The sequence below is a fragment of the Streptococcus pseudopneumoniae genome, from assembly GCF_001072925.1.
Taxonomy (GTDB): Bacteria; Bacillota; Bacilli; order Lactobacillales; family Streptococcaceae; genus Streptococcus; species Streptococcus pseudopneumoniae_Q.
This window is the reverse complement of the sequence record NZ_JVHE01000054.1, coordinates 49,289-63,612: the sequence shown is the minus strand read 5'-3', so window position 1 is coordinate 63,612 and position 14,324 is coordinate 49,289. Positions and strand designations below refer to the sequence as shown.

Sequence of the window (14,324 nt, the reverse complement as noted above, 5' to 3'; positions counted from 1 at the left end):
TTACTCCCTTTGGTATTGTCTAGAAAGCCTATTACAGAAATGATGAAAAAATTGGTCGTGACGACTGAAAATCTTGGCATCAACCAATTGCAGGAGAAGTACCCTTATGAAATCTCTGGAGGGCAAAAACAACGGGTTGCAGTTGCACGAGCTATCATCACAGAACCAGAAATCCTCCTTGCGGACGAGCCAACAGGTGCCCTAGACTCTAAATCATCTGCAGCCCTCCTTGATATCTTTGATCAGATCAACGAGCAAGGGCAAACCATTCTCATGGTAACCCACTCAACAGCAGCAGCTAGCCGTGCAAAACGTGTTCTTTTCATCAAGGACGGTATTCTCTATAATCAAATTTACCGTGGTGAAAAGACGGATCGTCAGATGTTCCAAGAAATCTCTGACACCTTGACTGTAATGGCAAGTGAGGTGAACTAGTATGTTTCGATTAACCAATAAGTTGGCCATATCCAACTTGATCAAAAACCGCAAACTCTATTACCCTTTTGCTCTGTCTGTCATTTTGGCAGTCACTATTAGCTATCTCTTTTATTCCCTAGCCTTTAATTCTAAAATTGGTGATTTGCGTGGTGCATCTGCTATACAATTTACCCTACAACTAGGTCTTATCGTAGTGACACTCGCATCTGCCATTATCGTGCTTTATGCCAATAGTTTTGTCATGAAAAATCGCTCCAAAGAACTGGGTGTATATGGCATGTTGGGCTTAGAAAAACGCCATTTGATTGGTATGACCTTCAAGGAACTCTTGATTTTTGGTCTGGTAACAGTGACTGCTGGTATTGGGATTGGTGCCCTCTTTGACAAACTCATCTTTGCTTTATTGCTTAAACTTGCAAAGATGAAGGTAGAGCTAGTCGCAACCTTTCAATGGTCCGTAGCTCTTTCAATACTTATGGTATTTGGAGTCATTTTTTTAGTCATCGTCTTCCTGAACGCTGTACGCATTATCCGTATGGATGCTCTCCAACTCTCTCGTGAGAAAGCAAAAGGGGAGAAGAAGGGACGTTTCCTAGTCCTTCAAACTTTACTAGGTCTAATTGCACTAGGTAGTGGCTACTATCTAGCACAAAGCGTAAAAGATCCAGTTTCAGCGACTGTTACTTTCTTTATTGCCGTCCTGTTGGTCATAGTTGCGACCTACCTCTTATTCAATGCAGGTATTACAGTTTTCTTACAGCTACTCAAGAAAAACAAAAGATATTACTACCAACCCAATAACCTCATCTCTGTTTCTAACCTTATCTTTCGTATGAAGAAAAACGCTGTCGGTTTAGCAACCATTACCATCCTTTCCACTATGGTTTTGGTTACTATGTCAGCAGCAACCAGTATCTACAACGGTTCTGAAAATATAAAAAATATCATGTATCCTCATGATTTCGATGTTAAGGCTAAGGGAAATAATATTGAAGTTGAGAATTTAGACCAACTATTGACTCAATATGCCAGTGAAAAGAACTTGACGATTAGCAATAAAGACGTTCTTAGCTATGCTAGCTTTGGCCTTTCTAGTCAAGATGGAACTAAATTAACCATCATGACTAAAGAACAAATAACGGAATTACCTAAGACAGTTTTTCTAGTATTTGATCAAAAAGACTATGAAAAAATGACTGGACAAAAGCTTGATTTAACGGATAATGAAGTCGGACTGTGGGCTAAAAATGACCAACTAAAAGGTCAGAAAGCATTTAGTCTTAACAATCAAGAGTATCGTATCAAGGAAGAAATCCAGCAAGATTTTATCATCAATCATGTTTCAAATCTCTATATCCTTTTAGTTTCAGATTTTAACTACCTAGTTGTACCAGATCTTCAAAGCTTTTTGGATCAGTACCAAGATTCTGCTGTCTACACTCAGTTCTACGGTGGTATGGATGTCACCGCAAGTCTAGAGGAACAATTAAAGCTATCTGATGATTTTGATGCGTATGTAAATAATTTTAGCCATAATCTCAAGAGTGAAGATGCTATGGTATACGGGGGTAATGGTTCAAGTGATGCAATTGCCCAAATGAATGTTCTCTATGGAGGTGTCCTCTTTATTGGTATTTTCCTCTCTATCATCTTTATGATAGGTACTGTACTGGTTATTTACTATAAACAAATCTCAGAAGGTTATGAAGACCGTGAACGCTTTGTGATTTTGCAAAAGGTGGGCTTGGACCAAAAACAAATCAAGCAAACCATTAACAAGCAAGTCTTGACTGTCTTCTTCCTCCCTGTAATCTTCGCCTTCCTACATCTAGCCTTTGCCTATCACATGTTGAGTTTGATTATCAAGGTTATTGGTGGTGTGGATACAGCTATGATGTTAAGCGTAACACTTTCCATTTGTGGTATCTTTGCTTTAGTCTATGTCCTAATCTTTATGATTACTTCAAGAAGTTATCGCAAGATTGTTCAAATATAATAAAAAATGTTTGTCAAGGAATCATAGTATTAACCCAAACGAATATTTTGGGAACGTTAAAGTTCACGATAAAAAAGATTATAGATAGACATTTCAAGAAAAAATCTTGAAACAATTTTCGCTTAAATGCATATTGAGATTATTATAGATTTTAAAAATAATTTATGAAAACAAGAGAGCCGATTATAAGTTAGGGTCTTTTGTAATATGGTAAGTGCTTATGAAATTAAAATTATGTATCATTGGATTCTTCTTTTGTTTGATTGCTGCAATTGGTCTGGTCACTATTAGTGATACCGAAACGCCCATACCTTTACCAATTGATGGTGCCTTTTCTATTCAAGGGAAAAGCAATCTTTCTAATAACGAAATTTACGAAATGATTCGTGACCTATCAAAAACGGAAAATGTTACCATTTACAAGCCGGTCGTTCAGAGTTCTGGTCAGTTGAAGTATGTAAATTTCGATGATGTAAATAATGAACAATTAAAGTCAGCACCAATAATAGGGATGTATTACACCCTTGGAAAAATAAATATAGACAGTTTGAAACCACTTACGATGACTGGACTACAAACAGTCTATATGGCTTATCCTTGGTATATAGGAGGAATCTTACAATTTACTGGAACTTTAAGAATACTGTTAATGGGGTCAATTTACTTAACCTTATTAGTTGTGTTATTTGTTGTTAGAACGAAGCAGATTAAAGAAGGAGTGATACGACGTTCTTTGGGATTGCCTGTATACGATCTAAGAAGAGAGTATGGCATTTCTCTTATTTTTGAACTGATTATGATGGCTTTATTGATGATTTCTTACAGTTCTTTTTTGGGGAATGGTTTCTTCACTTATAGTTCTAAGTTATTTTTCTCTCTGCTTTTAACGAATTTTATACTATTTCAAATCATTGATCTCATCACCTTTGTTTTATTTTGGTTGACGATTCAGGTTGAAAAGCCCATTGAAATTATCAAAAACAAGGCAAAAAACAAGCTTATTTTTGTCGTATGGCTTGCCATTATTTCGATTATCATACTTATCTCAGGAATTTTTTTACAAGAAACAAAGAGTAGTCAATCCAGTATTAACATCCAGATACAGAATTTAGTACCATGGGACACAGTAAAAGACTGGAGAAGGATTGAGTTCCTTGGAATTGAAAATAACTCTGCTAAAAATGGAGAAGTAAGTGATTCTGATGGTCAGTATCTACAGATAGCTGCTTCCTTAAAAAACTTAGATTATTTATATATAGAACGATCCTCAGCATATGTTCCAGAGTTTATGGAAACATCTCATGCTTTAGAAGGCTTTTCTAAGCAATTAGAAAATGACGGAATAACGAATCCAGAAATAAATAAAGAGTTGATTTATATCAATCAAGCAGGTGCTAACCTACAAAATAAAGTGAATGGAACAAACTATCATCTTTTAGATAATAAGATAGCAACCATCTATATTCCTGAAAAATGGAAAGAAAACCAGAAATCCATTGAGAATACAGTTGTAGCAGAACAATTTATTGGAACAAACTATACAAAAGAAGAGCTTGCAGTACAAATAATTCCTGATGGTAATAAAATTTTTTATTTCAATGAGGATGCTGATATCGATCATAAAAATAAAGATATTTTACCAATGGCAAGTCTAGCAGATAGTAAAGATAACATTGTTGTTGTGTTAGATACAGACAAAATGATCGAAAACAACAAGTTTACTTTGGCTAGTAATATAACTAATAAGTCTCTTTTTAGTCCTGAGGCGGTAAAGAAAATAAATGAGATGGCTACCCAGTTGAATGTTTCAATGAATCCAGTAGATGTTTATCAAATTGTGAAATTAAAGATCCTGTCCTTAGAGCACCAAATTCTACTTTCACAAATCTTGCAGAAGATAATTTACAGTATTGTCTTTATACTCATTTATCAATATGTCCAACTTTATATTGCCCTAAAACAGAATGAATATGTGAAAAAAATCATTTTGGGTCTGTCAAAAACATATATAGCAATTTCAAGTCTCAAGTATTTTATGATTATTATTACAATGGTTATCCTATTTACATTTCTTATGACAGGTCAAATAGAGTTGCTGTATATTGGTCTTGCTTCTATACTAGTTTTGATGTTGTCAATCATAATGAGTTTTAGAAAATTATCTGAAAGCTACACTAAAATTTTAAAAGGAGATGAAACATGACAATTGACCTTTTGAACGTTTCAAAAAGTTTTGGATCAAAAAAGATTTTTACAGACTTAAATTTAAAATTTGAATCTGGAAAAAGCTATGCATTGATTGGAGGTTCTGGCTCTGGTAAGAGTACTCTTCTTAATATTATAGGAAGATTAGAAAAAATTGATAGTGGGAACGTTTTAGTTGATAAACAGGATATTTGGAAGATAAAAGAAAGAACCTTCTTTAAAAATACTGTTGGATATGTATTTCAGAATTATTCTTTAATCGAAAACAAAACAGTATATGATAATCTGAAACTTATCACTAAAGACAAAAAAATAATAACTGATGTACTTGAAAAAGTAGGACTGTCAAGCGACTATTTACATCAAAAAATATATGAATTGTCTGGAGGGCAGGCTCAACGTGTAGCTATTGCCAGAATGTTAATGAAACCACGTAAAATTATCTTAGCAGATGAACCCACAGGAGCTTTAGATGGTGAGATTGGAAAAGAAATCATTCGTTTATTATTAAATGAAAGAGATGAAGAAAAATATGTTATTATAGCGACGCATGATCCAGCTGTCTATAACAAAGTTGATGTGATCATTGATATGAAAGATATAGGGGATAATGTATGAAAAAGATAATTTATATTGCTTTGATCTTTGTAGCTGGGTTACTTGCCTTCTTCTTTTTTGGAAAACAAATGATCATAAAAGAAAATACCAATAAACCAACACTGGAGTTAACCGTTTTTACGGTTTCTTCTAGTGATACAGAAAAATGGAATAAAGTGAAACAAGTAGAAACAGAAGAGGCCACATACTTCATAACTGTGAAAGAAGTAGCGTCTTCAGAAGAAGTGTTTTCAAACATCATTGCAAATGGAGCTGCTATGGGGTTCGGAGTTCGTGAAGAAGAAGTGAAGCAATTTAATAATAATTTAGGAGACACTATAGAGGACTCTAAGCATAATAAACTCATTGAAATAGAATTTTTTACTTTTTCTAATGATGACGAGGGATTTGTAGTAGCAAATTTTGACTATGGTAAAGAAGAGTTGAATTCTCAGAAAAAAGATATAAAGGAGTTATATAAAAAATTATATGAATCTTTTAAAGAAAAAAGTAAGTGATTGCGATTTATTTGCCTGTTTTGATAGAAAAAAGTCAATTTTTAATTCTAGTATCTTATCTTGATAATCGCGCTTTTTAGTTGATAAAACTTACAAATAGTCCTGAAGAAAACAATGACATTCAGTTTACTTATTTGCATCGTGTGTATACAAAGTTAGGTTCATAGCACCATCAATTTATGTTTATCAATAATTGAGCAGTTGTTGCTTCATTTGATATTTCAGAGGTTCAGTACCAGTATTTTATGAAAGAATCACTTTCTCATGTCATGCTTTATAATTACAGTAACAAAGAACACATAGAAAATCCTGATAATGTTTACAGGTTATAACATAAATCGGTTGAGTTTGGAAGTAATTCTGTTCTGTTATATTCTAACAACTCATGAATATTAAATGATTAGTTTATTTGTTGACAGTATCCCAAGTCAAATGTTTCTATAGGAAAATTCTCATACTGGTTGCCCTAGATTTCATCCAACTATGTTTATGAAGATGCACTGTTGACTTATGCTCTTCAAGTGTTATCTGTAAGTAAATTCGTTCTAATTAACTGTGATAATGTAGAGTAAAGATTGTTTTTTTCCTGCGAAGAGTTCATATTTGAGGCAAACAAGCCATTTAAACAGAGTTAGGATTCACTTTCATGACTATGAATTTCACAAAATTAGTCAAGAATCCAGCCTCTAAAATATCTATTATTCAAAAACCACACAGTATTTCTTTCTTCTTGATGGAATTCAAGACTGAAATCACTGTGTGGTTTTATTTTAAAGCTAGTTTTTACCCAGCATCATTTTTTTCTCTTAAATACTAAACAACTGTCCGAATAGATAGGTAACTCCCATAGTCAACAAACCGATACAAAGGTTACGGATCATGGCTGTTTTTGTTGGGGCTTTCCCGAGTTTGGCACTGGTGTAGCCGGTAACTAATAGAGAAATCGCGACGATAACAACAGTAGCAGGGATTCGGTAGTCACTTGGAAAGATTGTAACGGAAAGCATTGGTGGTAAACTACCAAGAACAAAAGCGATGAAGCTAGATGCTGCAGCATGCCAAGGATTTGTAAACTCTTCATACTCGATTCCGTATTTTTCCTCAACCAAAGCCTTGAGTGGATTTTTCAAAAAGGCTTTGTTGGTTAGTAGTTGAGCTGATGTTTCACACTCACCATTTTGAAGATAAGCAGCATAGAGGGATTTTTTAGCAGCATCCAAATCCTTATCTAAAAGAAGTTGTTCACGGGCAACAGCGGCTTCCTCAGTATCTTTTTGAGTTGATACAGAGACATATTCACCTCCAGCCATAGAAAAGGCACCTGCTAAGATTGCTGCTAAACCTGAGAGAAAGATAATCCAGATGTTGGTGGTTGCACTAGCAACCCCGATAACAACTCCAGCGATAGAAATAATCCCATCATTGGCTCCTAGCACACCAGCACGCAAAATGTTTAAACGGCCAGCAAAGTTTGTATCTATTTCATGTTTATTTTCTGACATAGTATTCTCCTTTTTATCCATTATAAAGTATAGGAATAATGAAGACAAACTTTTTTAACTATCTGAAAAAAGTTCTACAATTCTAATAAAAGATATCTCCTTTTCTCAATCATGCATTGCCATAGCTATTTCTTATGTCAAGATATAACAAAGTTGTATTTGTAACCTGAGTGATTAGGTGATACAATGAACCTAATGAAATCTTTGGAGGTCTGATGATGACTCGTGAATTTAAATTTGAAACCCTACAATTGCATGCAGGGCAAGTGGTAGATGCGACTACCAAGTCTCGTGCTGTACCAATTTACCAAACAACATCCTTTGTATTCGATGATACACAAGAAGGTGCAGAACTCTTTGCACTTCAGAAAGCTGGTAATATCTATACTCGTATCACTAATCCAACAACTTCAGCCTTTGAAGAGCGCATTGCAGCTCTTGAAGGTGGTGTTGGTGCTCTTGCCACAGCTTCTGGAATGGCAGCTCTTACTTACACTATTCTTGGACTTGCTCACGCAGGCGATCATATTGTTGCAGCTTCAACTATCTACGGTGGTACCTTTAACCTTTTGAAAGAAACCCTTCCTCGATATGGCATTACCACAACTTTTGTAGATATCGATAATCTAGAAGAAGTGGAAGCTGCTATTGGGGAAAATACCAAACTTGTTTTGATTGAAACTTTTGGTAATCCAGTTATAAACATTCCTGATATCGAAAAAATAGCTGAAATCGCTCACAAACAACAAATTCCTTTAGTTGCTGATAATACTTTCGCAACACCTTACCTTATCAATGTATTTTCTCACGGTGTAGATATCGCAGTTCACTCGGCTACCAAGTTTATCGGTGGTCACGGTACAACAATTGGAGGTGTTATCGTTGATAGTGGTAAGTTTGATTGGGCAGCTTCAGAGAAATTCCCTCAATTCGTCAATGAAGATCCAAGCTATCATAATTTAAGCTATACTCGAGATGTAGGTGCAGCAGCCTTTATCGTTGCTGCTCGTGTCCAATTGCTTCGCGATATGGGTGCCGCCCTTTCACCGTTTAACTCATTCTTGCTCTTACAAGGTCTTGAAACACTTTCTCTCCGTGTTGAACGCCATGTTCAAAATGCTGAGAAAATCGTTGATTTCCTTGTTAACCATCCAAAGGTTGAAAAGGTAAACTATCCAAAACTTCCAGATAGTCCATATCATGCATTAGCTGAAAAATACCTACCTAAAGGTGTAGGTTCTATCTTTACTTTCCATGTTAAAGGTGGAGAGGCAGAAGCACGTAAAGTGATTGACAGCTTAGAAATCTTTTCAAACCTTGCCAACGTAGCAGATGCAAAATCATTGGTAGTTCATCCAGCAACTACAACACATGCTCAGTTGTCTGATTCAGATCTGGAAGCAGCAGGAGTGACAAAAAATCAAATTCGTCTTTCAATCGGTCTTGAAAATGTTGATGATTTGATTGAAGATTTACGTCTTGCTCTTGAAAATATTTAAAATTAGATAAAATTTACTTGGTTTACCGTCCTTCTCACGAATAATAAAGCGAGGAGGATTTTTATGTATAGTATTTCATTTCAAGAAGATTCGCTTTTGCCAAGAGAACGCCTGGTATCAGATGGAGTAGAGAGTTTGAGTAATCAGGAATTACTAGCTATTTTACTAAGAACGGGAACTCGTCAATCTACTGTTTTTGAAATCGCTCAAAAAGTATTAAATCAATTAAGTTGCTTAACTGATTTGAAAAAAATGACCCTGCAAGAATTACAGACTTTATCAGGTATCGGTAGAGTGAAAGCTATTGAACTGCAAGCCATGATTGAGCTGGGAAGTCGTATTCACAAGCAAGAAACCATTGAGTCAGAGAGTATCCTCAGTAGTCAAAGGTTGGCTAAAAAGATGCAGGCTGAGCTGGGAGATAAAAAACAAGAGCACCTGGTGGCACTCTATCTTAATACTCAAAATCAAATTATTCATCAGCAAACCATTTTTATCGGCTCAGCTACTAGAAGTATTGCTGAACCACGGGAAATTCTCCACTATGCTTTGAAGCATATGGCAACCTCCGTGATACTGGTTCATAATCATCCATCCGGTGCTGTTATGCCTAGTAGAAATGATGATCATGTTACCAAGCTTGTTAAAGAAGCCTGCGAATTAATGGGTTTGGTCTTATTGGATCATCTTATCGTCTCACACTCCGATTATTTTAGTTACCGTGAGAAGACGGATCTGGTATAAAAAACCTGTATATGATACAGGTTTTACAATTCATTGACGACATAGTCGAAAAGTGTTTTATCTTTGGGGCGATTTTCAAAGAGAAATTCTGGATGCCATTGAACACCGAGGAAAGGGAAACCATCCGTTGTTGTAACAGCCTCGATAATTCCATCTTTAGGATCATGAGCTACAACCTTGAGATTTGGAGCTAGGTCCTTAATACTCTGATGGTGGAAAGAGTTGATATGGGAGATTTCTCCATAGATATCTCGAAGAATAGTATCAGGCTCGGTGACTAAACGTTGAGTTGTATACTCGGCTGAAGTATCCTGCCAATGGTCTTCAATATCTTGATAAAGAGTTCCTCCCATAGCCACATTAAAGAGCTGAGTGCCTCGACAAACAGAAAAAATTGGTTTCTTTTGTTTGATTGCTTCTTCAATGAGTGCTAACTCAAAAATATCGCGTTGAAGGTGGTAGTCATCACTATCGATTGTTTTAGGCTCACCGTAGAACTTTGGATCGACATTTTGTCCACCTGTTAAAATGAGTTTATCAATCAAGCCAATGTAGTAACTAGCCATTTCTTGATCACCAATTGGTAGGATAATGGGAATTCCCCCAGCTTCCTTGACTCCTTCAACAAAGCCTTTCGCAGCATAGCTCATCATAAGCTCATCATCAGGATGAGCTTTTTCGTTTCCTGTAATCCCAATAACTGGTTTTTTCATAAATGCTTTCGCTTTCTAATCCTCTTTTCTCATGAAATAGAGGAGAGTTTGCAATTCACTAGTTAAATCTACATACTGAGCTACCACATCTTTTGGTAGTTGGAGATGAACGGGTGAAAAGCTTAAAATTCCTTTAATACCTGCTTCAACAAGAAGATTAGCTACTTCTTGTGATTTGACACTCGGAACTGTTAAGATTGCAGTTTTAACATCTGCATTCTTTATTTTATCCTTGATTTGGGAAATTCCATAAATTGGGATTCCATCAGGAGTTTTTGTCCCAACTTCAGGATGATCATCCAAATCAAAAGCCATAATGATTTTCATTTTGTTTCGTTCGTGAAAACGGTAGTGAAGGAGAGCGTGCCCCATATTACCAATACCCACCAACATAACATTTGTAATAGAATTATCATTTAGAAGATCAGCAAAAAACGTCATTAGTTTTTTGACATCGTAGCCAAATCCACGGCGACCAAGTTCACCAAAGTAGGAAAAATCTCGTCTAACAGTAGCAGAGTCAATACCAATGGCATCGGCAATTTGTTTTGAGTTGGCTCTTTCAATTTTTTCTGCATGAAATCTTTTAAAGATACGATAATAAAGAGAAAGTCTCTTTGCTGTTGCTTTTGGAATAGCAGACTGTTTTTCTTTCACAAAATCACAACCTTTCTAAATACTATTTTATAGAAAGATTGTGAAAAAATCAACAAAAACAAGAAAAAACTAAGAAAAATCTTAGTTTATCTTCGTAAAATCATAGTGAGATAGAAAACGATAGAGATTTCCCAGAAGCCCCTGATAGATTTCTTTTCCATTGTAGGTCAGAGAAGTAATAACAGTAGTATCTGGAAGAGTCACACAGCCTGAAAGTGATAGCATGAGTGCTTCATAATCTTCGTATTCTAAAACGCGATCGACTTGATAGGTGTCTTTGTAAGTTAATCGAAACATAATTGCCTTCTATCTTTCACTTTTAGTAAAGACATCACGTTCAACAAGACTATCCATCAAGAAGTAAAATTTCTCTTGGTGGATATGAGTTTCTTCTGACTTAAAGATATCGACTAAACGTAGACCGAATTTATCAGTGATGTTGATTTTTGCACCTGTTAAGTCTTTGTTGATGATAATTTTAAGTTGGAAACCTTCCCCACTATTTGGAACTTTTTCAAGAAGACGTGTTAGTTCATAGTTACCAACCTTAGTTTCAAAAAAAGTGTTATCTTTTAGAGTGAACTTTTTGACGGTTGGGCTAAGTGTGTAATCATAACGGCAATTTTTAAGACTAATGGTTTTTTCGAATGCCATTGAGTTAACCTCCAATGATTTCTTTTAGAGTTTGTGCGAGAGTGATTATTTCTTGCTCTGTATTTTGAGGTGAAATGCTGACGCGAACGGATTCGTGTAAGCGAGGAGAGTCTTCACCGTAGAAAGCCTGAAGAACATGACTAACCTGAACGACACCTGCAGTACAAGCAGAGCCAGTTGAAATAGAAATACCTTCAAGATCTAGACGAAGGAGTAGTAGATCATTACGTTGACCTGGGAATCCAATATTAAGGACATAAGGTAGCTGGTCTTTCCCTTGATTGAGATAATAGTCTGTGTCAGCCATTTCCTTTAAGAATGTTTCTTTTAGTTTTTGAACCTTTTTAAAGTTTTGTTCTTGGTTTTCAAGATCATCCTTTAGAGCTGCTACCATTCCCACAATGGCAGGAAGATTTTCTGTTCCTGCTCTTTTTTTCTGCTCTTGATCGCCACCATGAAGGTAGGAGTCAAAATCTGTAGATGCAGCATAGAGAAAACCAACTCCTTTTGGACCATAAAATTTGTGTGCAGAAGCGCTAAGAAAATCAATTCCCAATTTTTCGGGAAGAATCTCTAATTTACCAACTGCCTGAACCGCATCGACATGATAGACGGCTGGATGATTTTTTAGAACTTCACCAATTTCAGCAATAGGTAAAAGTGTACCAGTTTCATTGTTTGCAAACATAGTAGAAACAAGAATGGTATCTTCACGCAGTGCATTTTCGACCTGGTCTGCAGTAATTTCTTGTTTTTCAGGCTGTAAAATAGTCACTTCAAAACCGAAATTTTCAACCAAGTATTTGATGGGTTCTAGAACAGCATGGTGCTCAATCGCAGTAGTGATAATGTGCTTTCCACGATTTTGATGGCGAAGGCAGTAGCCGATGATAGCAGTATTATTGCTTTCAGTACCACCAGTGGTAAAGAATATATGTTGTGGCTTTGTTCCTAGTAAACTTGCTAGTTCTTGACGAGCTTCTCGTAATAGTTTACCTGCTTGGCGCCCATGTCCATGAATACTAGAAGGGTTGCCATAAGTTTCTTGCATGACTAGAGTCATTGCTGAGATAGCTACTGAAGACATCGGAGTCGTTGCAGCATTATCCAAATAAATCAAAAACTCACCTAATTTCTATTTAAATAGTGGACTAACTGGTTTTCTTTCATGAATACGAACCATAGCATCACCAATCAATTCGCTAGCAGTGATATATTGTACGTTTTTAGGTTTTCTACTTTCTGTCAATACAGAATCTGTAACCAAGATTTCCTTGATATTTGTTGCATCTAATAACTCTGCTGCACCGTTAACGAATAGTCCATGACTTGAAACCGCATAGATTTCAGTTGCGCCGTCGCGTTCCAAAATTTTAGCAGCTTCAGAGAAGGTGCGGCCAGTGTTCAGAATGTCATCGATCAAGATTGCCTTTTTACCTTCGACATCTCCAATGATGTAACCTTGACTGCGTTCAGAATCATCTTGTGCATAATCAATGATGGCAATTGGAGCATCAAGATATTCAGCAAGACTACGAGCACGTTTTACACCAGAGTTTTTAGGACTAACAACAACCACATCTGAACCAGTCAAACCTTTATCGCAGTAATGTTTTGCAAAAAGTGGGATAGTATAGAGGTTATCTACAGGAATGTCAAAGAATCCTTGAACCTGAACGGCATGGAGGTCAAGAGTTAATACACGACTAACTCCTGCTTTCACCAACATATTTGCAACCAGTTTTGCAGTAAGTGGTTCGCGCGAAGAAGCGATACGGTCTTGGCGAGCGTAGCCGAAGTATGGAAGTACAACGTTAATGGTATTAGCACTAGCACGAACACAAGCATCAACCATAATCAAGAGTTCCATCAAGTGGTTATTTACTGGATAACTAGTTGATTGGATGATATAAACATCATATCCACGAACACTTTCTTCGATGTTAACTTGGATTTCACCATCTGAAAATTGGCGTGAAGATACTTTTCCAAGTGGAACACCTGCAGCATCTGCGATTCTTTGAGCAATTTCCTGGTTGGAAGATAGTGCGAAAAGTTTCATGTTTTTTGTATCTGACATCGATAAACCGTCCTCTTTAAACTAAGTGAATCGCTGTAGTAAAACACTTTTAGTGATAAATGTTCTCTACAACAGATTCTATTATTTTTCATCCCTTTTATTTTATCAAAAAAAGAAGATTATTTCAGTATTTTTTCATATTTTCTATAAAACGAACCAATTTCGAAGGAGCTTTTTTGTAATGGATTTCATTGACTTGTAAAAATTCTTGGAAATCAAGGCTACCTTGCTTACCATCTTCTACTTCTAATTCAAGCTCATAGTCAACAATATCAAAGTATTCGCTTTGATCAAGAGCCATGAGTCCGATAGGAGTTTCCTTTTCGTAACGAACAGTAGTTAGGCAACCTAAAACTACCCAGCCACTGGTTGAAAGTCCACGGCTAGTCAATTCGTCAGAAATCATTCCTTGTGGAAGTTTACATTCTTTAAGACAATGGTTTGCTTCCTCAAGGCTTAGATCTTGATTGTACTCCATATTCCCAACTGCTTGGGGAATTTTTATGGTCAATTCAGCGCTATTATCAAAAGTACGAATGCGCATAGCGATTTTATGTTGGCGAAGGTAAAAATCAGGCGTGTCTAGGTAGTAATTTTTTTGTGTAATAGGTGTGACTCCTGAAAAGTGCTCCTGTAATCTTTGATATTCATCCTTTTCTAGAAGTGTTTTCATTTCAATTTCTAAATGTTTCATTTTTTTTACTTTTTCCTTATCTTTGAA

Annotated in this window: 15 protein-coding genes and 1 pseudogene; 8 read left to right on the top strand and 8 right to left on the bottom strand. The window is 36.1% G+C overall.

Annotated features, from left to right (window positions below; genetic code table 11):
- The 6 genes and pseudogenes from ADH81_RS02845 to ADH81_RS11665 form a co-directional block, all read left to right on the top strand.
- Positions 1-435: ATP-binding cassette domain-containing protein (locus tag ADH81_RS02845; RefSeq protein ID WP_049526363.1), on the top strand; the 435-nt coding region annotated here is incomplete at its 5' end.
- Position 436: 1 nt separating this feature from the next.
- Positions 437-2,434 carry an ABC transporter permease gene (locus tag ADH81_RS02840; protein ID WP_049526356.1) on the top strand — a complete coding sequence of 666 codons (1,998 nt, stop codon included), beginning with the start codon at positions 437-439 and terminating at the stop codon, positions 2,432-2,434.
- A 220-nt stretch (positions 2,435-2,654) separates the two neighbouring features.
- On the top strand, positions 2,655-4,637 hold the full coding sequence (locus tag ADH81_RS02835; RefSeq protein WP_049526355.1) for a hypothetical protein: 1,983 nt from the start codon (positions 2,655-2,657) through the stop codon (positions 4,635-4,637).
- On the top strand, positions 4,634-5,257 hold the full coding sequence (locus tag ADH81_RS02830) for an ATP-binding cassette domain-containing protein (protein WP_045762957.1): 624 nt from the start codon (positions 4,634-4,636) through the stop codon (positions 5,255-5,257). Before ADH81_RS02835 ends, ADH81_RS02830 begins: the two co-directional genes overlap by 4 nt.
- Positions 5,254-5,754, top strand: coding sequence for a hypothetical protein (locus ADH81_RS02825; protein ID WP_049526353.1), 501 nt, complete (start codon positions 5,254-5,256; stop codon positions 5,752-5,754). Before ADH81_RS02830 ends, ADH81_RS02825 begins: the two co-directional genes overlap by 4 nt.
- A 565-nt stretch (positions 5,755-6,319) precedes the next feature.
- Positions 6,320-6,571 (top strand): annotated as a pseudogene (locus ADH81_RS11665) (IS5/IS1182 family transposase); the annotation flags it as partial.
- Here ADH81_RS11665 and ADH81_RS02820 read toward each other — a convergent pair.
- Positions 6,561-7,256 (bottom strand): VIT1/CCC1 transporter family protein, encoded by a 696-nt coding sequence (locus tag ADH81_RS02820; protein WP_049526351.1) that lies wholly within the window; start codon positions 7,254-7,256, stop codon positions 6,561-6,563. The pseudogene ADH81_RS11665 and the gene ADH81_RS02820 sit on opposite strands and share 11 nt — an antisense overlap.
- A gap of 218 nt (positions 7,257-7,474) precedes the next feature.
- Between ADH81_RS02820 and ADH81_RS02815 the strand changes: the two genes are divergently transcribed.
- Positions 7,475-8,755 (top strand): O-acetylhomoserine aminocarboxypropyltransferase/cysteine synthase family protein, encoded by a 1,281-nt coding sequence (locus tag ADH81_RS02815; protein ID WP_049526362.1) that lies wholly within the window; start codon positions 7,475-7,477, stop codon positions 8,753-8,755.
- Between the two features lie 63 nt (positions 8,756-8,818).
- Entirely contained in the window at positions 8,819-9,499 is a 681-nt protein-coding gene (gene radC, locus ADH81_RS02810) for a RadC family protein (RefSeq protein ID WP_049526348.1), read from the top strand.
- 23 nt (positions 9,500-9,522) lie between these two features.
- Here radC and ADH81_RS02805 read toward each other — a convergent pair whose 3' ends face one another.
- The 7 genes from ADH81_RS02805 to ADH81_RS02775 form a co-directional block, all read right to left on the bottom strand.
- Positions 9,523-10,212, bottom strand: a complete 690-nt coding sequence (locus tag ADH81_RS02805; RefSeq protein WP_049526345.1) for a gamma-glutamyl-gamma-aminobutyrate hydrolase family protein — start codon at positions 10,210-10,212, stop codon at positions 9,523-9,525.
- A gap of 15 nt (positions 10,213-10,227) precedes the next feature.
- Positions 10,228-10,869, bottom strand: a complete 642-nt coding sequence (locus ADH81_RS02800; RefSeq protein WP_049526344.1) for a redox-sensing transcriptional repressor Rex — start codon at positions 10,867-10,869, stop codon at positions 10,228-10,230.
- Between the two features lie 81 nt (positions 10,870-10,950).
- Positions 10,951-11,166: a DUF4649 family protein gene (locus ADH81_RS02795; RefSeq protein ID WP_049526343.1), complete on the bottom strand. Its 216-nt coding sequence runs from the start codon at positions 11,164-11,166 to the stop codon at positions 10,951-10,953.
- 9 nt (positions 11,167-11,175) lie between these two features.
- A complete protein-coding gene (locus ADH81_RS02790) occupies positions 11,176-11,523 on the bottom strand; it encodes a DUF1831 domain-containing protein (protein ID WP_049526341.1) in 348 nt (115 codons plus the stop codon).
- A 4-nt stretch (positions 11,524-11,527) separates the two neighbouring features.
- Complete coding sequence (locus ADH81_RS02785; protein WP_049526339.1) at positions 11,528-12,643, bottom strand: cysteine desulfurase family protein; 1,116 nt, start codon at positions 12,641-12,643, stop codon at positions 11,528-11,530.
- Positions 12,644-12,658: 15 nt separating this feature from the next.
- Positions 12,659-13,603 (bottom strand): ribose-phosphate diphosphokinase, encoded by a 945-nt coding sequence (locus ADH81_RS02780; RefSeq protein WP_049526337.1) that lies wholly within the window; start codon positions 13,601-13,603, stop codon positions 12,659-12,661.
- Positions 13,604-13,727: 124 nt separating this feature from the next.
- Positions 13,728-14,297 carry a CYTH domain-containing protein gene (locus ADH81_RS02775; RefSeq protein ID WP_049526335.1) on the bottom strand — a complete coding sequence of 190 codons (570 nt, stop codon included), beginning with the start codon at positions 14,295-14,297 and terminating at the stop codon, positions 13,728-13,730.
- Between the last annotated feature and the right edge of the window lie 27 nt (positions 14,298-14,324).

What these genes read in the sequence shown, in the direction of transcription:
- ADH81_RS02835 (WP_049526355.1), top strand. Translation starts at nt 2,655, where the DNA reads ATGAAATTAAAATTATGTATCATTGGATTCTTCTTTTGTTTGATTGCT.
- radC (WP_049526348.1), top strand. Translation starts at nt 8,819, where the DNA reads ATGTATAGTATTTCATTTCAAGAAGATTCGCTTTTGCCAAGAGAACGC.
- ADH81_RS02815 (WP_049526362.1), top strand. Translation starts at nt 7,475, where the DNA reads ATGACTCGTGAATTTAAATTTGAAACCCTACAATTGCATGCAGGGCAA.
- ADH81_RS02825 (WP_049526353.1), top strand. Translation starts at nt 5,254, where the DNA reads ATGAAAAAGATAATTTATATTGCTTTGATCTTTGTAGCTGGGTTACTT.
- ADH81_RS02805 (WP_049526345.1), bottom strand. Translation starts at nt 10,212, where the DNA reads ATGAAAAAACCAGTTATTGGGATTACAGGAAACGAAAAAGCTCATCCT.
- ADH81_RS02790 (WP_049526341.1), bottom strand. Translation starts at nt 11,523, where the DNA reads ATGGCATTCGAAAAAACCATTAGTCTTAAAAATTGCCGTTATGATTAC.
- ADH81_RS02775 (WP_049526335.1), bottom strand. Translation starts at nt 14,297, where the DNA reads ATGAAACATTTAGAAATTGAAATGAAAACACTTCTAGAAAAGGATGAA.
- ADH81_RS02780 (WP_049526337.1), bottom strand. Translation starts at nt 13,603, where the DNA reads ATGTCAGATACAAAAAACATGAAACTTTTCGCACTATCTTCCAACCAG.
- ADH81_RS02795 (WP_049526343.1), bottom strand. Translation starts at nt 11,166, where the DNA reads ATGTTTCGATTAACTTACAAAGACACCTATCAAGTCGATCGCGTTTTA.
- ADH81_RS02840 (WP_049526356.1), top strand. Translation starts at nt 437, where the DNA reads ATGTTTCGATTAACCAATAAGTTGGCCATATCCAACTTGATCAAAAAC.
- ADH81_RS02830 (WP_045762957.1), top strand. Translation starts at nt 4,634, where the DNA reads ATGACAATTGACCTTTTGAACGTTTCAAAAAGTTTTGGATCAAAAAAG.
- ADH81_RS02820 (WP_049526351.1), bottom strand. Translation starts at nt 7,256, where the DNA reads ATGTCAGAAAATAAACATGAAATAGATACAAACTTTGCTGGCCGTTTA.